Origin of the sequence: Alkalihalobacterium alkalinitrilicum, assembly GCF_002019605.1 — a bacterium.
GTDB classification, from domain to species: Bacteria; Bacillota; Bacilli; order Bacillales; family Bacillaceae_F; genus Alkalihalobacterium; species Alkalihalobacterium alkalinitrilicum.
The window spans coordinates 55,618-74,743 of sequence record NZ_KV917368.1; the positions used below are offsets into that span (position 1 = coordinate 55,618).

General features: G+C 36.1%; 20 protein-coding genes and 2 pseudogenes. 14 read left to right on the forward strand and 8 right to left on the reverse strand.

The window, feature by feature from the left end:
* Positions 1–140: 140 nt before the first annotated feature.
* On the forward strand, positions 141–1,904 hold the full coding sequence (locus BK574_RS00255) for an ABC transporter transmembrane domain-containing protein (protein WP_078427008.1): 1,764 nt from the start codon (positions 141–143) through the stop codon (positions 1,902–1,904).
* Positions 1,894–3,684, forward strand: coding sequence for an ABC transporter ATP-binding protein (locus BK574_RS00260; RefSeq protein WP_075386086.1), 1,791 nt, complete (start codon positions 1,894–1,896; stop codon positions 3,682–3,684). The genes BK574_RS00255 and BK574_RS00260 overlap by 11 nt, the downstream gene beginning before the upstream one ends.
* Before the next feature lie 35 nt (positions 3,685–3,719).
* Here BK574_RS00260 and BK574_RS00265 read toward each other — a convergent pair whose 3' ends face one another.
* Complete coding sequence (locus BK574_RS00265) at positions 3,720–3,908, reverse strand: aspartyl-phosphate phosphatase Spo0E family protein (protein ID WP_075386087.1); 189 nt, start codon at positions 3,906–3,908, stop codon at positions 3,720–3,722.
* A gap of 114 nt (positions 3,909–4,022) precedes the next feature.
* Here BK574_RS00265 and BK574_RS00270 point away from each other — a divergent pair.
* The 6 genes and pseudogenes from BK574_RS00270 to BK574_RS00295 all read left to right on the forward strand — a co-directional run.
* A pseudogene (locus BK574_RS00270) lies at positions 4,023–5,367 on the forward strand (heavy metal translocating P-type ATPase); the annotation flags it as partial.
* 89 nt (positions 5,368–5,456) lie between these two features.
* Positions 5,457–5,588, forward strand: a pseudogene (locus BK574_RS29010) (heavy-metal-associated domain-containing protein); the annotation flags it as partial.
* A gap of 196 nt (positions 5,589–5,784) precedes the next feature.
* The gene (locus BK574_RS00280) at positions 5,785–6,792 is read left to right on the forward strand and encodes a F510_1955 family glycosylhydrolase (RefSeq protein WP_078427009.1); all 1,008 of its coding nucleotides are present in this window, start codon (positions 5,785–5,787) and stop codon (positions 6,790–6,792) included.
* Between the two features lie 14 nt (positions 6,793–6,806).
* Positions 6,807–7,349: a TlpA family protein disulfide reductase gene (locus BK574_RS00285; RefSeq protein WP_078427010.1), complete on the forward strand. Its 543-nt coding sequence runs from the start codon at positions 6,807–6,809 to the stop codon at positions 7,347–7,349.
* On the forward strand, positions 7,349–7,966 hold the full coding sequence (locus tag BK574_RS00290) for a hypothetical protein (RefSeq protein ID WP_078427011.1): 618 nt from the start codon (positions 7,349–7,351) through the stop codon (positions 7,964–7,966). Before BK574_RS00285 ends, BK574_RS00290 begins: the two co-directional genes overlap by 1 nt.
* 56 nt (positions 7,967–8,022) lie before the next feature.
* Entirely contained in the window at positions 8,023–8,523 is a 501-nt protein-coding gene (locus BK574_RS00295) for a CcdC family protein (protein WP_075386094.1), read from the forward strand.
* A gap of 32 nt (positions 8,524–8,555) precedes the next feature.
* Here the strand turns inward: BK574_RS00295 and BK574_RS00300 are convergent, their stop codons facing one another.
* Positions 8,556–8,981, reverse strand: coding sequence for a DUF2621 domain-containing protein (locus BK574_RS00300; RefSeq protein WP_078427012.1), 426 nt, complete (start codon positions 8,979–8,981; stop codon positions 8,556–8,558).
* Positions 8,982–9,102: 121 nt separating this feature from the next.
* On the opposite strand from BK574_RS00300, the gene BK574_RS00305 reads away from it, so the two are divergent.
* Positions 9,103–9,522, forward strand: coding sequence for a hypothetical protein (locus BK574_RS00305; RefSeq protein WP_078427013.1), 420 nt, complete (start codon positions 9,103–9,105; stop codon positions 9,520–9,522).
* A 127-nt stretch (positions 9,523–9,649) separates the two neighbouring features.
* Here BK574_RS00305 and BK574_RS00310 read toward each other — a convergent pair whose 3' ends face one another.
* Entirely contained in the window at positions 9,650–9,730 is an 81-nt protein-coding gene (locus BK574_RS00310; protein WP_075386097.1) for a YjcZ family sporulation protein, read from the reverse strand.
* A gap of 67 nt (positions 9,731–9,797) precedes the next feature.
* On the opposite strand from BK574_RS00310, the gene BK574_RS00315 reads away from it, so the two are divergent.
* The 3 genes from BK574_RS00315 (at position 9,798) to BK574_RS00325 (ending at position 12,310) form a co-directional block, all read left to right on the forward strand.
* Positions 9,798–10,004: an alpha/beta-type small acid-soluble spore protein gene (locus BK574_RS00315; protein WP_075386098.1), complete on the forward strand. Its 207-nt coding sequence runs from the start codon at positions 9,798–9,800 to the stop codon at positions 10,002–10,004.
* Between the two features lie 584 nt (positions 10,005–10,588).
* Entirely contained in the window at positions 10,589–11,761 is a 1,173-nt protein-coding gene (locus tag BK574_RS00320) for a DUF3900 domain-containing protein (protein ID WP_078427014.1), read from the forward strand.
* 90 nt (positions 11,762–11,851) lie between these two features.
* Positions 11,852–12,310, forward strand: a complete 459-nt coding sequence (locus BK574_RS00325) for a divergent PAP2 family protein (protein WP_075386104.1) — start codon at positions 11,852–11,854, stop codon at positions 12,308–12,310.
* A gap of 42 nt (positions 12,311–12,352) precedes the next feature.
* On the opposite strand, the gene BK574_RS00330 is transcribed toward BK574_RS00325, so the two are convergent.
* Together BK574_RS00330 and BK574_RS00335 are read right to left on the reverse strand one after the other, a co-directional pair.
* Positions 12,353–13,642: an ATP-binding protein gene (locus BK574_RS00330; RefSeq protein ID WP_078427015.1), complete on the reverse strand. Its 1,290-nt coding sequence runs from the start codon at positions 13,640–13,642 to the stop codon at positions 12,353–12,355.
* A gap of 271 nt (positions 13,643–13,913) precedes the next feature.
* Entirely contained in the window at positions 13,914–14,051 is a 138-nt protein-coding gene (locus tag BK574_RS00335; RefSeq protein ID WP_075386106.1) for a small acid-soluble spore protein P, read from the reverse strand.
* Positions 14,052–14,181: 130 nt separating this feature from the next.
* Here BK574_RS00335 and BK574_RS00340 point away from each other — a divergent pair, with 130 nt between their 5' ends.
* Positions 14,182–14,436: a DUF2524 family protein gene (locus BK574_RS00340; protein ID WP_075386107.1), complete on the forward strand. Its 255-nt coding sequence runs from the start codon at positions 14,182–14,184 to the stop codon at positions 14,434–14,436.
* Positions 14,437–14,490: 54 nt separating this feature from the next.
* Here the strand turns inward: BK574_RS00340 and BK574_RS00345 are convergent, their stop codons facing one another.
* The 3 genes from BK574_RS00345 to sspO all read right to left on the reverse strand — a co-directional run bounded on the left by BK574_RS00345 (position 14,491) and on the right by sspO (position 16,127).
* Positions 14,491–15,357, reverse strand: coding sequence for an IS3 family transposase (locus tag BK574_RS00345; RefSeq protein WP_078427016.1), 867 nt, complete (start codon positions 15,355–15,357; stop codon positions 14,491–14,493).
* Between the two features lie 118 nt (positions 15,358–15,475).
* Entirely contained in the window at positions 15,476–15,883 is a 408-nt protein-coding gene (locus BK574_RS00350) for a helix-turn-helix domain-containing protein (protein WP_142247844.1), read from the reverse strand.
* A gap of 82 nt (positions 15,884–15,965) precedes the next feature.
* Positions 15,966–16,127: a small acid-soluble spore protein O gene (gene sspO / locus BK574_RS00355; RefSeq protein WP_075386108.1), complete on the reverse strand. Its 162-nt coding sequence runs from the start codon at positions 16,125–16,127 to the stop codon at positions 15,966–15,968.
* 220 nt (positions 16,128–16,347) lie between these two features.
* Between sspO and acnA the strand changes: the two genes are divergently transcribed.
* The gene (gene acnA / locus BK574_RS00360) at positions 16,348–19,074 is read left to right on the forward strand and encodes an aconitate hydratase AcnA (RefSeq protein WP_078427017.1); all 2,727 of its coding nucleotides are present in this window, start codon (positions 16,348–16,350) and stop codon (positions 19,072–19,074) included.
* Positions 19,075–19,126: the final 52 nt, after the last annotated feature.

The following is a 19,126-nucleotide window of genomic DNA, read 5'->3' on the forward strand; positions in this document are numbered from 1 at the left end:
ATTTTTATTGCAAATATGAAAGGAAAGTTATAGCCTAATCCATTTCATTCTGTTAAAATAATTTTGTCGTTTCGGTTTTCGAAACATTCGTACTATTACTAATATTTTTCTTATCTTTAGAGAAAGAAATGAGGGAAATAATGAAGGTCTTTATTGATTTATGGTGGTATTTTAAGAAAGAAAAGGGTCGTTATGGATTAGGAATTCTAACTTTAATGGTTGTATCGTTTTTAACGTTATTACCACCTTATATTGTTGGTATTATTGTCGATCATATTGAACAAAAGACGTTGACTAGAGAAGTCTTGATGCAATGGGGGCTCATCTTACTCCTAATCGGTATAGCTACATATATATTAAGGTATATTTGGAGAATTATGATTTTTGGTGCTTCCATTAGGTTGGCTCGGTTGTTACGTAATCAATTATACGAGCATTTCACAAATATGTCGCGCAAGTTCTATCAAAAGCGTCGGACAGGTGATTTAATGGCGCACTCGACGAATGATATTAAGGCGATTGAACAAACAGCAGGAGCAGGTGTACTCACTTTAGTCGACTCTTTAACTATGGGTGGATTTGTTATTATTACAATGGCTGCTACTATTAGTTGGAAATTAACGCTCATTTGCCTAATTCCAATGCCTTTTATGGCATTATCCACGAGTTATTACGGCTCTTTATTACACAAACGGTTTGCAGGGGCACAAGCAGCATTTTCGGAACTTAATGATAAAGTGCAAGAAAGTATGACGGGCATTCGTGTAACGAAAGCATTCGGCCATGAAGAAGCGGATGTAGAGTCATTTAAGACAAAATCTAACCAAGTTGTAGAAAAGAATGTCGCTGTCGCAAAAGTCGATGCTTTATTTGATCCAACGATTTCATTGATTGTTGGTATCTCTTATTTTCTTGCCGTTGTATTCGGTGCGAAGTATGTGATTACAGATGATATGACAATAGGACAGTTAACGAGTTTCACGATTTATTTAGGTTTACTCATATGGCCAATGTTAGCTTTTGGTTGGTTATTTAATATTGTTGAACGAGGAAGAGCTTCATATGGACGTGTGTCTTCTATACTAAGTGAACAAATTGAAATTAGTGATTCAGATGCGAAATATAACCAAATGCCAGCAGGAAATATCTCGTATGATATCAATTCGTTTAAATATAGTGAAGATGACAAAAATGTTTTAAAAGATATTCATTTTAGTATAAAGAAAGGACAAACGCTTGGAATTGTTGGGAAAACCGGAAGTGGAAAAACAACGATGTTAAAGTTGTTGATGAGAGAGTTTGATGTAACCAATGGAGAAGTAAGGTTAGACAATCGTTCTGTAAAAGACTACGAATTTGACGCACTTCGAACTGCGATTGGTTATGTTCCACAAGATCATTTTTTATTTTCGGCAACGATTGCAGATAATATTGCGTTTGCTAAACCGACAGCCTCCATTCAAGAGATCATCGATGTAAGTAAGCTTGCTTCTATTCATGATGATATCGTTCGTTTTCCCGATGGTTATGAAACGATTGTAGGAGAACGAGGGGTAACGCTATCAGGTGGTCAAAAACAAAGGATTTCTATAGCGAGGGCATTAATATTGGATCCTGAAATGCTAATATTAGATGATTCACTTTCTGCAGTGGATGCCAAAACAGAAGAGCAAATCCTTCACTCGTTACGCCATGAACGAAAAAATAAGACAACTATAATCACAGCGCATCGTTTAAGTGCTATTAAACATGCAGATTTGATTTTAGTATTAGATAAAGGCAAAATTATGGAACGAGGCAACCATAAAGAGTTAATGGTACAAAACGGTTGGTATCGTAAAATGTATGAACATCAACAGCTAGAAACATTAGTACAACAAGGAGGGGACAATCATGCAACATAAGGATCGTGTTCTTAGTTCTAAAGAACAACGGGCTGTTTTTAAAAGGTTGTTAGCGTATACTAGGCCACATATAAAAACAATGACATTTGCATTTGTTCTCTTAATTTTAGCTACAGGTGCAGATATAGTTGGTCCTATTCTTGTAAAGATTTTTATAGATGATTATTTAACACCACGAGTTTTTGAGTTCAGGGCTTTGTTGATATTAGCGGGAACGTATATCATACTTCACTTGAGTGCTGTCATCTTAAATTATATTCAGTTATTTACTTTTCAAAAGATTGCTTTAAGGATCATTCAACAAATGCGGATAGATGTTTTCTCAAAAGTACAAAAGCTAGGTCTTTCCTTTTTTGATCGAACGCCAGCTGGGGGCTTAGTTTCACGAATTACGAATGATTCGGAATCTATTAAAGATTTGTATGTTACGGTTTTAGCAACCTTTGTGCAAAACATTATTTTTTTATTCGGTATTTTTATTGCGATGTTTTACCTTAATGCTCAATTGGCGTTTTTCTGTTTATTCTTATTACCAATCCTCTTTTTACTTATGCAAATGTATCGTAAATTCAGTTCTCGTTTTTATGCGGAAATGAGTGAGAAGTTGAGCCAGTTAAATGCGAAGTTAAATGAATCCATTCAAGGCATGTCGATTATTCAATTGTTTCGTCAAGAACGTCGGATGCGAAAAGAGTTCAAAGATATTAATGATCAGCATCAACGTGCATGGATGAAGAGTATGAAGTTAGATGGTCTCCTACTTCGACCTGCTGTTGATTTTGTTTCGATCTTAGCATTAATCTTAATTTTAAGTTATTTCGGGATCACTTCTTTAAACAGTCCGATTGAAATAGGTGTTTTGTATGCATTTGTAAATTACTTAGACCGCTTCTTTGAACCAGTCAATCAACTGATGATGCGTCTTTCATTGTTCCAACAAGCGATCGTTTCTGCTGGTAGGGTCTTTAAACTATTAGACCATGATGAACTAGCGCCTTCACAAGTAGGAAATAGTCAGTCAAAGATTACTAAGGGTGAGATTGAGTTTAAGAACGTAACCTTCTCATATGATGGAAAAACAGATGTTTTAAAAGATATTTCGTTTAAAGTCAAAGAAGGGGAAACACTTGCGCTCGTAGGTCATACTGGCAGTGGTAAAAGTTCAATTATTAACATTTTAATGCGGTTTTACAACCTGAAAAGTGGGGGAATTCTTATAGATGGTCAACCACTTCAGTCTTTTTCAGATGAAGAGTTACGAAGCCGTCTTGGATTAGTATTACAAGACCCATTTATTTACACAGGTGATATTAAATCGAATATACGATTATTTCATGATCATATTAGTGATGAACAAGTGAAAGATGCAGCTCAATTTGTTCATGCTGATTCGTTTATTAAAAACCTACCAAAAGGTTATGATACAGAAGTGGCGGAACGTGGTTCTACATTATCGAGTGGCCAAAGGCAACTGTTATCTTTTGCAAGGACGATGGCGATTAACCCCAAAATATTAATATTGGATGAAGCAACTGCAAGTGTTGATACGGAAACGGAAGAAGCGATACAAATCGCTTTAGAAAAAATGCGCAAAGGAAGAACTACGATTGCGATTGCCCACAGGCTGTCAACCATTAAAGATGCGGATCATATTATCGTTCTCCATCAAGGAGAGATTGTCGAACAAGGGAATCATGAAGAATTACTGAACCAATCAGGTCTATACCATAAAATGTACTTACTACAACAAGGAGTTACAGAAGAAGTGAATGTATCGTAAATAAAAAAAGCCTTAACTCTTTGTTTATGTAGGAGTTAAGGCTTTTCTAATTCTTGTACTCTCTCATTCTCATGTCTGATTTGATCATAGAAGTTTAACAGTTTATCTAGTTCTTGACTTTTTTTTACTGCAATAGGAGAACTTAATCCGTAAATTAGTCCTATCGTTACTAACTTATTTCGTTGTTCTTCTATTGTTGAAAGTATATCTGCGTCTTTATCCATGATGTTCTCCTTTGTTTTACATCTATTAAAAATTATACAAAAAACTGGATGAAACCTCAACTAGTTGCTAGAATATTACATAATTAATTGTAAATAATATACAAGAATAACAGTTTAGATAAAAAAGTAGGCGATGATGTTATTGGAGCAACGATTAATACCCATGGAAGTTTGCAATTAAAAGCGACAAAAGTAGGTAAAAATTCAACGCTTGCACAAATTGTAAAAATAGTAGAAGAAGCTCAAACATCAAAAGCTCCTATTCTAAGAATGGTTGATGTTATTTCTGGTTATTTTGTTCCAATGGCGTTTGGAATAGCTGTATTTTCCTTTGTATTATGGTACTTTATCTTAGGAACAAGTTTTGAAGTAGCGCTGATTAATTTTACAGCTGTTTTAGTAATTGCCTGTCCGTGTGCATTAGGATTAGCAACACCAACATCAATCATGGTTGGTACAGGAAAAGGCGCTGAATATGGGATATTATTTAAAGGTGGAGAGCAATTAGAGACCGCTCATAAAATAAGTACTGTAGTATTTGATAAGACAGGAACGATTACCAAAGGTGAACCAGCTCTAACAGACTTGTTTGTTTATGATATTTCAGATGAAGAAAAACACTACAATGGATTGCAAGTCTTGAACAAAATTCAGAACACCCTTTAGCAAAAGCGATTGTCAAAGGAGCTAGAGCTAGAAACGTACAAATCGTACAACCTGAAAAGTTTGAGGCTATACCTGGTAGAGGTATAAAAGGAACGGTCGATCAAGCGGAAGCGATTGTCGGGACTAGAAGGCTAGTGAATGATTATGGTATTGTGATTGAGGATCAGCATGAAGAAATGATGACTCGACTTGAACTCGAAGGCAAAACTGCGATGCTTGCTGCAAAAGATGGTAAATTAGCGGCCATTGTTGCTGTTGCTGATGAAGTGAAGGAAACGTCAAAAGAAGCGGTCCACCAGCTGAAAAGCATGGGGCTTCAAGTCGTCATGCTAACAGGTGATAATGAACGAACGGCTAAAGCAATCGCTGATCAAGTCGGAATTGACTCAGTATTCGCTGAAGTATTGCCTGGTGAAAAAGCGAAAAAGTGGAAGAGTTAAAGAAACAAGGGCATAAAGTCGTTATGATTGGTGATGGAATTAATGATGCTCCTGCGCTTGCGGTCGCTGATATCGGGATGGCCATAAGAACAGGAACAGACGTCGCAATTGAGGCATCTGATATCACGTTAATGCGTGGATATTTAATGGCTGTTCCACAAGCAATTAAGATGAGTCAATTAACAATGCGGATTATTAAACAAAACTTATTTTGGGCATTTATCTATAATTCCATTGGTTTGCCAATTGCAGCTGCGGGCTTACTAGCACCTTGGATAGCAGGAGCAGCGATGGCTTTTAGTTCAGTTTCTGTTGTTAGCAATGCTTTACGTTTAAAAAGGATAAAGCTTTGAAAAGAATTTCAATTGAAGAGGAGACATGTAAATGGTAAAAGAAACAATTAAAGTAAATGGAATGACTTTCGGTAGTAGGAGCACTTTCAAAGCTTGAAGGAGTAACGAAAGCTGAGGTTAGTTTAGAAAATAAAGAAGTGACAGTGGAATTTAATGAAAACCAAGTCACGATTGATAAACTAAAATCTGAAATCGAAGACACTGGCTTTGACGTCAAGTAATAAATAATAATAAAAGTAGATGAGGGGGCCAAATGAAAATTTGTGCTCCCTTCATATTTTTTTCACTTTAAACAAGTATACTTGTTTAGGATTAACGCTTAAGAAATTAGCGATTTTCGACATGGCTTTCGATAAATCATGACTTACTGACGAACTTAGTTGATATTCTAAAGAAAAATGGAATGGAGTGGCTCTAATGAAAAAATATAAAAAACGATTTCTTTTCTCAATCATCATTTCAGGAGCATTATTACTATCTGCATGTGGCGAAACGGAAGCAGTTCCTGAAGATGGAGAACTAGTTGATCAGGAAAATGAACTTGTAGAAAACATAGAAGAAACTAAAGAGGAAGACGCAAATATTCCAGAAGTTGTTGTAGCAAAAGAAGAAACGCAAGAAATAAGTCATATCCACGGGCTTGAAGTAAACCCACAATCTCCTGATAGTTATTTAATTGCTACTCATCATGGTGTAGTGGAATATGCAGGGTCAGAAGAAGCCTACGTTTTAGGGGAGATGCGCGATGATTTTATGGGATTCAGTCGTGTTGCAGATAGTACAAAGCTAATGTCAAGTGGTCATCCAGGTTTTGATAGTGACCTTCCAGACCCGCTAGGTTTTATGTGGAGTGAAGATTTTGGTGAATCATGGGAGATCAGAAGTTTGCTTGAAGAGGTAGACTTTCATGGACTTACCGCTAGCTATCAAGACGGTCAGCACATTTTAGGTTTTGCTTTAGATTATGAGAATAATTTTGAGTCTATGCTCCTTAGAAGTAACGACCAAGGGTTCAATTGGGAGAAAGTAGTAACAGTCGGTTTACCGCTCGATCATCATGGAGTCTACAATTTAGCATTTTCTCCTGAAAGTGATAGCATTGTATTTGCTGCGACGGCAAAAGGATTACTTCAATCTGAGGATAGTGGAGTAAATTGGACTGAAATTACGCCTGGTAATGTGACAGGACTTACTGTTGTCGGAAATAATGAAGTGTATTACTATGATGAAACAAATGACCAACTTTCTCTTTGGAGGGGAGATGAAAGTGAGGTTATTTCTTACCCAAGTGAGCAAGGGCCAGTTAATTATCTTGTTGTGAATGATAATGGACAACTTATTGTATCTACTGTAAATGCTTCATTGTTGTTAAGAGAAGAGGATTCGAACTGGAAAACATTGATTGACAATGGAAGAGTAAAGTAGAAAGGAAAAAAATATTGAAAAAATTATCTTTAGTAATAGTGGTTATGACAATCGGATTTTTTATTTGGTTTGGCAACTATCAACAATCCGTAGTGCTAAAAGATAGTCCATTTACCTTACCACAAGTAGGATATACGGCACCGACTTTTTTACTTAATGATTTCAATGGACAAGTGAGCGAATTAGAAAAATATAGAGGAGCACCTGTCCTCCTCAATTTTTGGGCTTCATGGTGTCCCCCTTGCCGGGTTGAAATGCCTCATCTCATTTCTGCATATGAGCAGTTTTCAGATCATATTCATTTTGTTGGTATTAATATGGCTCATCAAGATCGGCACGATGCGGCACTTGAATTTATCTCGACTTATGATGTACCTTACGAAAACCTAATAGACGAACATGGTCAAGTTGCGCGGCAATACCAGGTAACTGCTTTTCCAACGACAGTTCTATTAGATGGTGAAGGTGTTATTGTTTATCGACGGGTCGGTGGAATGACGGAGCGAGAAATCATAAGTGTAATGAATAGGGTGCTTGAGGAAGGAAGGGGTAATTGATGTTTGATCCATTAGCAACCATTCAACTCGGGCCCTTGCAATTAACTGTCACGATGATTACATACGTCATTACAGCGATAACCTTTTATGCGGTCCTTCGTTTATTATTACAAAACAATGAGGAAAATGAACGGGAAAGTATATTAAATCAAGTGAGTACGATGTATGTAATTTTTCTTATTGTGTATAAACTTTGGCCATTTGTATTCACCCCTTCACTTTTGCTAGATTTTAGAAATTTAATTTATTATGCTGGTGGACCAGGAGCTATAGTTGGGGCAAGTACCATAAGCTTAGTTTTTTTCCTTTTTCAATGGTTTAGAAAAGGTTGGTCCACTCAACTTGTCGATCGAATAAGTATCACTATTTTTAGTGGGCTTATCATTCATGCGTTGTTGTTAAAGGAAATGGGGCAATTTAATCCCCTATCCTTCGGTTGGAATATAGATGATCATTATGTTCATCCTGTTAATCTATATGAAACGGTGCTCTTCAGTATTTTTTTATTTTTTTCAATACAATGGACGAAAGATAAGGGAACAGGTAAAATCACGATCTTATTAATCATCGGATTTATTTTGACGAAAGCCTTGCTTGCGCCATTTCAAATCAAGTAATATAGATTTGATTGTGCTATAATAAAATTTATCGTTTTAAGAAAGGGGGCTAAAAAATGACAACATCGGTCGTACTAACCATTGGTGCAGCAATGATGGCGACACTAGCTATCATTATTCGCTTAAAAGCAACGAAAAAACCTGCATCGATAAAGAAGATCGTTTTACCTCCTTTGTTTATGTCTACAGGTTTTCTCATGTTTTTATATGAACCAACACGACCAGCACCATTACAAGTTATTGAGGCTCTTTCGGTGGGGATGCTCTTCTCCGTATTACTTATAAAGACATCAAAATTTGAAATCAAAAATCAAGAAATTTATTTAAAGCGTTCGAAAGCGTTTGGTTTCATTCTTGTTGGCCTGCTCATTGCTCGAATCGCGTTTAAAATTATAATAGGTGATGCTATTAACTTTGAAGAACTAAGTGGAATGTTCTTTTTGTTAGCATATGGAATGATTCTTCCATGGCGAATATCAATGTACTTATCCTTTAAAAAAGTGGAGCAACAATTGAAAAATACCGGGCAAAAAGAAATGGTGCCAGCTGAGACATAATATAAAAAAGGTTGGAAAGAATTCCAACCTTTTTATTTAAATAATGTTTGATATGGGGCAACATCAATTTGTTTTTCGTGTAGTTTTTTTAATAAAAACTTATGGTCTCTTTTTGGTGTTGCCAAAATATATCCTCTAACAACGAGCTCTTCCGTTATTTTTTCTGCTTGTTCTTCGCTTGCTAATTCACCTATTTTTCCAGCAATTTTTTGACGGGCAACATCACGGAAAAGTTCAGGGACTGGAGAAACAAGCTCTTCAAGGAGTTGCTTCATATCATCGGTCCATAAATGTCTTGTTTCATTAATATAATGATCTTGCCAATCTAAAATGGACATCCCATCTTCTTTTGGGAGCTTTTTTAAAAACTTTCGAAACATAAAATAGCCGCCAATAAACATAACTGTTACGAGGAAAATGGTCCAAAAAACGATAAACCACATAAACCATGTAGACATTACAAACACCTCTATACTTTCATTTAACCCATTAAATATTAACATAATAGTGGACGAACATAAAATATATTTTACTCGTTCACTGAAATTCTATAAAATAGATCATTGAGGTGGTTAATTGATGTTATTAGAAATTATAATTTATGCTCTTCATTTATTTATTTCAGTGATCTTTTTTGTTTTAATTCCATTACCTGTTTTAATCCATGTAAATGTAACAGAAGGTTCAGGGCGGATACCATTAATTTTGAAAATCTACAAAAAGATCATCACGATCGCACATGGTGCTATCATCGTTTTATTTGTCACAGGGGTCTTGATGCGATTTGATCTTTCGTTATGGACGGTCGTTGTGGTCATAGTGTGGGTCGTTATTGGGGCTTATTTAGGTTTGACAGCAAAGTTTGTCCGTGAGTCAATAGAAGCCATTGAAAATAAACAACCATATGAGGATCATGTTTATAAAGTAAAGATGTTTAGTACACTACTCATGCTTGCGATCATTGCAATGTTTATTATTAAATTTACCGATTTTCTATAAAAACGGAGCAAAAAAAGCGCACATTGCGCTTTTTTTTGTTGGCACTATTAATTATTAAGTGTGTACGTTTATGTATAATAAATTTCTATAAAGGGACAAGGATAACCTTACCCCAAATATTTACAGGTTATTTTACATATGCTGTTCCTACTATTACGAGTAGGATGAATAGTACAACGATGAGCGAAGTCAATCCGTTACCCAACAATTGGTTACATAAAGAAGGTGTTCATTACACAATTTAAAAGTACATCATACAAAGGAGGTCATAAAACATGGCAAACAATAGTAGTTCAAACAGATTGGTAGTACCTGGAGTTGAGCAAGCCCTAGACCAAATGAAGTATGAAATCGCACAAGAGTTTGGTGTGCAATTAAATGCTGATGGAACATCTCGTTCAAACGGTTCAGTAGGTGGAGAAATTACTAAACGCCTGGTACAAATGGCTGAACAACAACTAAATGGTGGTTTCACAAAATAATCTCCTCATCACACCTCCAATAATTAAATAAATGGATTGAAGAAGAAGTAGGATTTGTCCTACTTCTTCTTATTTTGTGTCAACGTTAGGATTACGTTTGAAAGGGTAGCAACACACATTTATACTTCAAGATTAAAAAATTAACACACTCAGCATTAACATGTAGTTCTATTATCTATATTTTTAAAAAAGTGGTAATACCGTGTTATCGACAAATGGGAGACAAATAACATGAGGGAAGACGATAACACGGCATCATCGTCAGCATAAACGTTGGAGACGAATTCACAATAAACGCTTAACTGTCGATTAGTGTTATTTTAATCAATATTATGTAAATTTAAACAGTTAGATGTTATTGTTGATTAGCAAGAAGAAAGACAAAATATTACGTAGAACATTATAAGGTGAATAATAACGATAACGAATATTAAAAATATAAAACTTTATATTAGAGAAAAACCTTTATTATCATCAGGCTACACAAAGTAGCCTGTTTTGTTATTGTCATAATTGTTGACGTTAATACAACCAATCCCTATACTAAAACAAGTTATCAATATTACATAAATTAGGTGAGCAAAATGGATTTTGATATTCAGTTTTTATCTTTCTTTGTCATTGATAGTGAGGGACAAGGAGAACAAGGCATGAAAAATTATAAGCATTATCAAACGTTAGATGAAGGATCGTATCTGAATCATCCGCTAAATGATTTTCTTGATGGTGAGCTTATGAAAATTTCAAAACGTAAAGTTGAAAGGCATCCAAAGTCAGAACAAGTCCCGACTAAAATTGGAAGGTTTCATGTTGAGGAAGGGTTTGGTTTAGCATCGAATCCAAACTTCAATCAATTCCATAAAATACGAACTGCAACAACTGCTGAGGAGTTTCAACATAGTTGCGAACAACTTGTTCGGTCGTATATGGATACAAGTTCGATTCGAGGTGGAGCCTTAATTGTGGCGAGAGCAAAATTAAATAAATATTTTGATGAACCGTTTGTTTTTGTTTTGAAATGTGATTTTGAACCGAAAGTTGCGACCATTACAGATGAAAAAAGCTTAATCCAACAAGTCGAAATGGCGATTACTACGAAAAATATGAAGTCTATTCAATACCCCTACATGCCAGAAGAAGGAATGGTCGAAGAGTGGGAACTAAAAATCCATCAATCGTCTCACTCCCGTTACTTTGAAGATTTCCTTAAGTTTGTAGAATATGAACGTTCCATGCCTGAAATCGTTAAAGATCAAGTGATTACGATGGCGAAGCAGTATTATGAAGATACAGGAATTATGCCTAACATAAAAATTACACAGCCTGAGGAAGATGAAGGTGCGGAAGGAGAAGAAACAGTAGAGACAGAAACGACAGAAACTGAAGATCAAACAGAAACGATAAATTCCGTAGAAGCAACAACAAAGACTGATACAGATTTTGCTATGACGATGGAAGTATGGGCGACAACCCCAAAACGTGAACTTCAAGAACAATGGTCCGCAGAACAGGTCATGGAAGCATCTTATCATTTAGTCGAACAAATTCCAGAGTTAGATTTATCCTTCAAATTAGATCATATAGGCATTAAAGCACTTCTTTCTGACTTCGGTGTCAACGTTCATATCGGGAAGCAAAATGGCCGTTACTATGTATTATTAGAAGGGGATAAGCTGGAGTTTGGTAAAGGGGCATCTCCCGTGGAGTTTTTAAGACCAAATGAGATGAAAGATATTATTGATAAAATAGGGAAGTAAAAGTACTATGGACCGTAGCTTATAAGTTTTGTTATTTTTTGTAGCATAGAAACTTATAGATAACGAACAATAAGCTTGAGGTGAAGCGTGATGAATAAAGAGATGACGACAGCTTTAACAACGATCGGTATTGCTCAACTTTTAAAAGTCCCATTAAATAAACAAGCGAACGGAACGTGGAATTGGAGATCGGTATTTGAAAGTGGGAATATGCCGAGTTCACATTCCGCTGGGGTAACAGCTTTAGCGACCTATATTGGGTTGAAAAAGGGTTTCAAAACGGTCGATTTTGCGTTAGCTGCAGTTTTTGGAATGATCGTTATGTATGATGCGCAAGGTATCCGAAGACAAGCAGGAGAGTTAACGATAAAAGTAAATCATTTAGATGAAGAAGTAGATAAGTTAGCAGGGCATGAATCGCATTCAGCCCATGAAGAAGAAGATCGTAAACTAAAAGAAATGCTTGGTCATCAACCACAGGAAGTACTTGGTGGGGCTATATTAGGTGCCTTTACGGGAGCAATTAGTTATTTTTTAAACGAAAAATAGAGGCAACCTCCATTCGGAGACTGCCTCTTTTCTTTTGAGCTATTATCTTTGTTTGTTTTCAACAGGTAGGCGAACGGTAACAGTTGTTCCTTGACCGATTTCACTGTCAATATGAAGAGTACCATTATGATTTTGGATGATTTTGTAAGAGACCGTCATGCCGAGTCCTGTCCCTTTTTCTTTCATTGTAAAAAATGGTTCTCCTATTTTTTGCAAACGTTCTTTCTCGATGCCACATCCTTCATCAGTGACTTGAATACAAACGCTACCTTGCTCTTGTGCAATCTTCACTTGTATTAAGCTACCTTCATTAGAAGCTTCAATCGCATTTTTAATAATATTAATAAAGACCTGTTTTAAGTGATATGCCTCACAATCGATAAGCGGGATTGTTTCATCGGCCTTAATATCGATAACTATACCAGTCATTTTCGCTTCTGAGGACATTAAATCAATGACACTTCTTAAGAGATTAACGACATTATTTTTTTCAAACGTTTCTTTTTGTGGTTTAGCGATTAATAATAATTCGTTTACAATATGGTTAATGCGATCCAGCTCATTGTCCATAATATTTAAATAAAAATCATTGTTACCTTTATTTTCATGTATTAATTTTACAAAGCCCTTTAGTGATGTTAACGGATTTTTGATTTCGTGGGCGACTCCCGCAGCTAATTGGCCGACAACCGAAAGCTTTTCATTTTTAGCAATGAGTTCTTCAGCTCTTTTAATGTCGGTAATGTCTCTACCAATGACAAACAGTGCTTTTCGTCTGCCATCTTTTTTAAAAAGCGGAACTTTGATAACTTGAAAAATTCGCTCTCCTTCTTCTAAAAAAAGCACTTCTTCAAATTGAATTGGTTTTTTCTTCGCCCATGCTTCTTCATCTGTATTTACACATTCTAAAAAATGCTCACGATAGCTAGGGTATAACTTACTTAGTTCAGCATCATTTTTCCCAGTATAGTCTTCTTCATTTAGGTCATATAGTTTATACCCAAAATCATTAATTTCAATCCAACGATTATTTCCATCTTTTATCGAGATAAAGTCTGACATTGCATTAATGAACGACGAAAGCATTTCTCGTTCTTCTTCAACTTTTTGCATTTTATACTGATTTCTAAAGAGAATAAAGAATAATAATCCAGAAATGATAATAAAAAACCAGCCTTTAAACGTTCTCCAGATGGTATCTAAGTTCTTATATTGTTCTATATGGGTAAGTAATAAGTCCGTAGTTAATATCCAAATGACCCCAAGTACAATATAAAGTATTGGAATTTTATAATACGGTTTTAATTTGAATAAGCGATTAATTGCTTTCATACTATCCGCCTTCCAGTGTCAATTCAACCATTATTATAACATTAACTACAAAAGGTAAATAGTCGAATTCTTCGATTACAGATAGATTCATTATATACAGAAATTACGAAACATTAGTACATTTTACCCTCTTTGTTAAGTATGTCTTTAAATGTAAAGTTTTGCTTCTAAAAAGGAAAAACAAATATCACGTAGTGTAGGAGGTTAATGAACGAGGAGTGAAAGACCCATCAGTGGGGAGAAGGTACCACCACTGATGGAAAGAATTACATTATCCTTCGCCGTCTGTCTGGCCAACGTGATTCCGTTGCTTAACTTTTTTTGATCCTTTCATAGGAGCAGGTTGTCCAGGGTTTTCTCCTTTTGGAGCATTTTTACGTATATCTTTGTATGAGTTACGCTCTGCCATTAGGTTATCCCTCCTTTTTGAACACGCATTATATAGTATCTAAAAACTTTATCCCGTTTATTCAAGGGTTGATGAATAAAGGAAGGTGAAGTAATGAAAAATATAATGAAATTAAAAGAGGAGGGATACAATGCCTTATCATAAAGATAAACAACAATCGTTCCAAGCAGCTGAACAAGCATTCGTACAGGCGCAAGAAGCAACATCTGATATTGATGCAACTAGAGCTGATTATGGATGGCATGTGAAAAAAGCGAAAAAAGAAATAGAAGAGGCTTTTACCCAAGTTAATAAAGCTTTAACGAATGCATCTGAGCATCAAAAAGAACAATTGCATAAATACGAGCAAGATCTTGAAGAGTTAAGAAGTCAATTTGAGGAGTAAATGATAAAGAGAGCCAACGATTGAGGTGGTTACCCCTAAAAGTTAGAGTTTTTATTATGCAGCTGATTGGCTGGGTTGAGTTCGGTATTCTACTGGACTTAAACCAGCCACTTTTCCTTTTGATCGTACATGGTTGTACCAGTAGATATATTCTTCAATCCGTCTTTTTAATTCTTCATAGTTTACTAATTCTTCCCCATAATACATTTCTTGCTTTAAAATACCAAAGAAATTCTCCATCGAAGCATTGTCTGCGCAGGTTGCTTTACGTGACATGCTTTGGAATACTTTATTTTCTTTTAATGTCCTCACCCATTGACTGTGCTGGTAATGCCAGCCTTGATCGGAATGGATGGTGGTGCGATAAGTTGCATGATTATTTATTATCTCTATTGTTTCTTTTAAAGGCTCCATGACAAGGTCTAACGTGGGACGTTTCTTGATTTCAAAAGCAATAATTTCCCCGTTATAAAGGTCAAGAATCGGATTTAAATATAACTTCTCTTCGTCTAGACATTTGAATTCTGTAATGTCGGTTACTAATTTTTGTAGAGGGATAGGTGTGCTAAAGCGGCGGGATAATCTGTTTTTCGCTATTCTTCCAACCTTCCCCTTATAAGAATTGTATTTACGAGATTTCCTCATAAATTTCACACACTTTAACCCCAATTCACGCATTATACGATACACTTTTTTATGGTTTATAGAATGTCCTAACTTCTTTAATTCTTTCGTGATCCGTTTATAACCATAACGTTCATGAAACTTTTTAAATAGTTCCGTAATGATTTTTTTAAATTCTGAGTCCGAATCTTCTCTGTCAAAGTTCCCGACATGATAGTGGTAGGTTGCTTCTGGAATTCCCACGACAAGGAGAATATCTTTTAATCGGAATCCATCTTCTTTGAGTTCGAATGCCACCTTTGCTTGTGCTTTTCGTGGAAGGCATTCTGATTCTCTCGAAAAGCTTTCAACTTTTTTAGGTAAGCATTTTCTAGTCGCAATAATTCATTCTCGCGTTCCAGTTCTTCTTCGCGTGTTAACTTCTTCTCTTCTTTTTCATTGGTTTATTGGTGTTTTTAGACATATAAGATCGCCCCTTTAATCTTGGTTTTAGGCCTTCTATCCCTTGTTCATTAAATGTTTTCATCCAACGGTGAATTAATGAAGGATTATTCAATCGAAATTGTTCAGCAGTTTCCTGAAAAGAAGCACCTGTCTCTACCATAAATTGTATCGTATCCATTTTAAATTGAACAGAGTAGGCACCTTTCATTTTTCTTCGCTTTAATCCCTCTATCCCTTTTATTTTATAGGCTCTTACCCAATCTTGTATTGGTGTTTGAGAGGGCATATTATATTTTTTCGCTAGTGACTTATATCCAAGATTTCCATTTAAATACTCGGTAACAAGCTTTATTTTAAATGCTTCACTATATTTGGCCATAAAAACACCCCCGAGAGTTAGATTTTCTACTCTAACTTTCGGGGGTCGGTACCTTGAAGGCTCTCTTTTTTACACGGCAAGACTACTGATTTTTCTTTTTCTTTTTATTATTTTGGCGTTGCTCTTCAGTCAAAGGCTCATTTGCCATTTCTTGACCAAATTTGGAATTATATCCAACGTCTTTTCCTTGTCCTTTAGCAGCATTTGCTCCAGGGATTATGTGATTAGACTTTCTTTTTGTCAATGAAATCACCTCCATTACAGTAGTTTTTCTAAAAACTTAATTTTAATTTCAAAAATTCATTTATTCTTTAAGAATCTTTTGCTATTCTAGAGTAGGGAAAGTGACAAGTAATGAAAAAAAGCGCTTTCGTAATTTTTTTTCCATTTTAGTTACTTTAATACCCCACGATTTCGACAACTTTGTCAATCTGTTATATAATAGTTTTGAGGAGGGAATACATATGACAAATAATACTTTTAACGCACGTTCATCTTTTGAAGCGAATGGTAAAAAGTATGATTACTATCGCCTTCAAGCATTAGAAGAAGCAGGTGTCGGTTCAGTCTCTAAGCTTCCTTATTCAATTAAGGTGTTATTAGAGTCAGTTCTTCGCCAAGAAGATGGTTTCGTAATTAAAAAAGAACACGTAGAAAATCTAGCAAAATGGGGTACTAGCGAATTACAAGATATCGATGTACCTTTTAAACCTTCACGAGTTATCCTTCAAGACTTTACTGGGGTACCATGTGTGGTTGACCTTGCTTCACTTCGTAAAGCAATGGCAGACCTTGGGGGAGATCCACAAAAGATTAACCCTGAAATCCCAGTTGACCTTGTAATTGACCACTCTGTACAAGTTGATAAAGCAGGTACAGCTGATTCATTGAATTTTAATATGGATCTTGAGTTTGCTCGTAACGGAGAGCGCTACCAGTTCTTAAGCTGGGCGCAAAAAGCATTTGATAATTACCGTGCTGTACCACCTGCAACAGGTATCGTACACCAAGTTAACCTTGAGTACTTAGCAAATGTAGTTCACGCTTTAGAACAAGAAGATGGTTCATCTTTAACATTCCCAGATTCATTATTTGGTACAGACTCTCATACAACAATGATCAACGGTATTGGTGTGCTTGGATGGGGTGTTGGTGGAATTGAAGCTGAAGCTGGAATGCTTGGACAACCTTCATACTTCCCAGTACCTGAAGTTATTGGGGTAAAAATTACTGGTTCTCTTCCAAGTGGAACGACAGCTACTGACGTTGCTCTAAAAGTAACGCAAGTGTTACGTGAAAAGAAAGTTGTTGGTAAATTTGTTGAGTTCTACGGTCCTGGCTTAGCTGAAATGCCACTTGCAGACCGAGCAACGATCTCAAATATGGCTCCTGAATATGGTGCTACATGTGGTTTCTTCCCGATCGATAAAGAAGCATTAAACTACATGCGCTTAACAGGTCGTGACGAAGAGCAAATTAAGCTTGTTGAAGAATATTCTAAAGCTAACGGATTATTCTACGTGCCTGGTGAGACGCCAGATCCAACATATACAAGTGTCGTGGAAATCGACCTTTCTGAGATTGAAGCAAATCTTTCTGGTCCTAAGCGTCCTCAAGACTTAATTCCGTTCACCCAAATGCAACCTGAGTTCAAAAGAGCAGTAACGGCTCCAGCTGGAACACAAGGTCTTGGTTTAACTGAAGATGAGTTCAATAAAGAAGTAACAGTTAAACTTGCAAATGGAAATGAAACAACAATGAAAACAGGTGCAATTGCAATTGCTGCGATTACAAGCTGTACGAATACATCTAATCCTTACGTATTAGTTGGTGCAGGGCTTGTTGCTAAAAAAGCGGCTGAAAAAGGCTTACAAGTACCAGAATACGTAAAAACATCATTAGCACCAGGTTCTAAAGTAGTTACAGGATACCTGCAAGACTCTGGATTACTTCCATACCTTGAGCAATTAGGTTTCAACATTGTTGGTTATGGTTGTACAACATGTATCGGTAACTCTGGACCTTTAGCTGATGAAATCGAAAAAGCGGTAGCAGACAACGATTTAACAATAACATCTGTACTTTCTGGTAACCGTAACTTTGAAGGACGTATCCATCCATTAGTTAAAGCTAACTACTTAGCTTCACCACCATTAGTAGTTGCTTATGCTTTAGCTGGTACAGTTGATATCGATCTTAAGAACGATGTAATCGGTCAAGATAAAGATGGTAAAGATGTTTACTTTGATGATATTTGGCCAACTGCTGAAGAAATTAAATCTGTTGTAGAACAGACAGTTACTCCTGAACTATTCAAAAGAGAGTATGAAAATGTATTCAAGAGTAACCCGCGTTGGAACGAAATTGAAACAACTGATGATGCTCTTTATAAGTGGGATGATGAGTCAACTTATATTGCAAACCCACCATTCTTTGAGAATTTATCACCAGAAGCGGATGAAATTGCACCATTACAAGGTTTGCGAGTAATTGGTAAATTAGGAGATACAGTAACAACTGACCATATTTCTCCTGCTGGTTCATTCGGAAAAGAAACTCCAGCTGGTAAATACTTAGTTTCTAAAGGTGTAGAGCCACGTGACTTCAACTCTTATGGTTCACGTCGTGGACACCATGAAGTAATGATGCGTGGTACGTTTGCAAACATCCGTATTCGTAACCAAGTAGCTCCAGGTACAGAAGGTGGTTTCACTACGTACTGGCCAACTGATGAAGTTATGCCAATCTATGATGCAGCAATGAAGTATAAAGAAGATGGTACTGGTTTAGTAATCCTAGCTGGGAAAGACTACGGTATGGGAAGCTCACGTGACTGGGCAGCTAAAGGTACAAACCTTCTAGGTATTAAAACAGTTATTGCTGAAAGCTATGAGCGTATTCACCGTTCTAACCTTGTGTTAATGGGTGTACTTCCTCTTCAATTCAAAGAAGGCGAAAGCGCTGATACTCTTGGATTAACTGGTAAAGAAACAATTGAAGTAGCAGTAACAAACGAAGTTAAACCTCGTGACATGGTTAAAGTTACAGCAACTGACGAAGCAGGTAAGAAAACAGAATTTGAAGTTCTGGTTCGTTTCGACAGTGAAGTAGAAATTGACTACTATCGTCATGGTGGTATTCTTCAAATGGTACTTCGTAATAAACTTGCAAGTGAAAGAACAAAAGCATAATAAATTAAGAAAGTGAGGCTGATCATTTGATCAGCCTCACTTTTTACTTTTT

Bases quoted from the DNA above. Each gene is read 5' to 3' on its own strand.
- BK574_RS00340 (WP_075386107.1), top strand. From the start codon at position 14,182: ATGCCTTATCATAAAGATAAACAACAATCGTTCCAAGCAGCTGAACAA.
- BK574_RS00300 (WP_078427012.1), bottom strand. From the start codon at position 8,981: ATGTCTACATGGTTTATGTGGTTTATCGTTTTTTGGACCATTTTCCTC.
- BK574_RS00315 (WP_075386098.1), top strand. From the start codon at position 9,798: ATGGCAAACAATAGTAGTTCAAACAGATTGGTAGTACCTGGAGTTGAG.
- BK574_RS00325 (WP_075386104.1), top strand. From the start codon at position 11,852: ATGAATAAAGAGATGACGACAGCTTTAACAACGATCGGTATTGCTCAA.
- BK574_RS00320 (WP_078427014.1), top strand. From the start codon at position 10,589: ATGGATTTTGATATTCAGTTTTTATCTTTCTTTGTCATTGATAGTGAG.
- BK574_RS00350 (WP_142247844.1), bottom strand. From the start codon at position 15,883: ATGGCCAAATATAGTGAAGCATTTAAAATAAAGCTTGTTACCGAGTAT.
- BK574_RS00290 (WP_078427011.1), top strand. From the start codon at position 7,349: ATGTTTGATCCATTAGCAACCATTCAACTCGGGCCCTTGCAATTAACT.
- BK574_RS00305 (WP_078427013.1), top strand. From the start codon at position 9,103: ATGTTATTAGAAATTATAATTTATGCTCTTCATTTATTTATTTCAGTG.
- BK574_RS00295 (WP_075386094.1), top strand. From the start codon at position 8,023: ATGACAACATCGGTCGTACTAACCATTGGTGCAGCAATGATGGCGACA.
- BK574_RS00280 (WP_078427009.1), top strand. From the start codon at position 5,785: ATGAAAAAATATAAAAAACGATTTCTTTTCTCAATCATCATTTCAGGA.
- acnA (WP_078427017.1), top strand. From the start codon at position 16,348: ATGACAAATAATACTTTTAACGCACGTTCATCTTTTGAAGCGAATGGT.
- BK574_RS00265 (WP_075386087.1), bottom strand. From the start codon at position 3,908: ATGGATAAAGACGCAGATATACTTTCAACAATAGAAGAACAACGAAAT.
- BK574_RS00330 (WP_078427015.1), bottom strand. From the start codon at position 13,642: ATGAAAGCAATTAATCGCTTATTCAAATTAAAACCGTATTATAAAATT.
- BK574_RS00335 (WP_075386106.1), bottom strand. From the start codon at position 14,051: ATGGCAGAGCGTAACTCATACAAAGATATACGTAAAAATGCTCCAAAA.
- BK574_RS00260 (WP_075386086.1), top strand. From the start codon at position 1,894: ATGCAACATAAGGATCGTGTTCTTAGTTCTAAAGAACAACGGGCTGTT.
- BK574_RS00255 (WP_078427008.1), top strand. From the start codon at position 141: ATGAAGGTCTTTATTGATTTATGGTGGTATTTTAAGAAAGAAAAGGGT.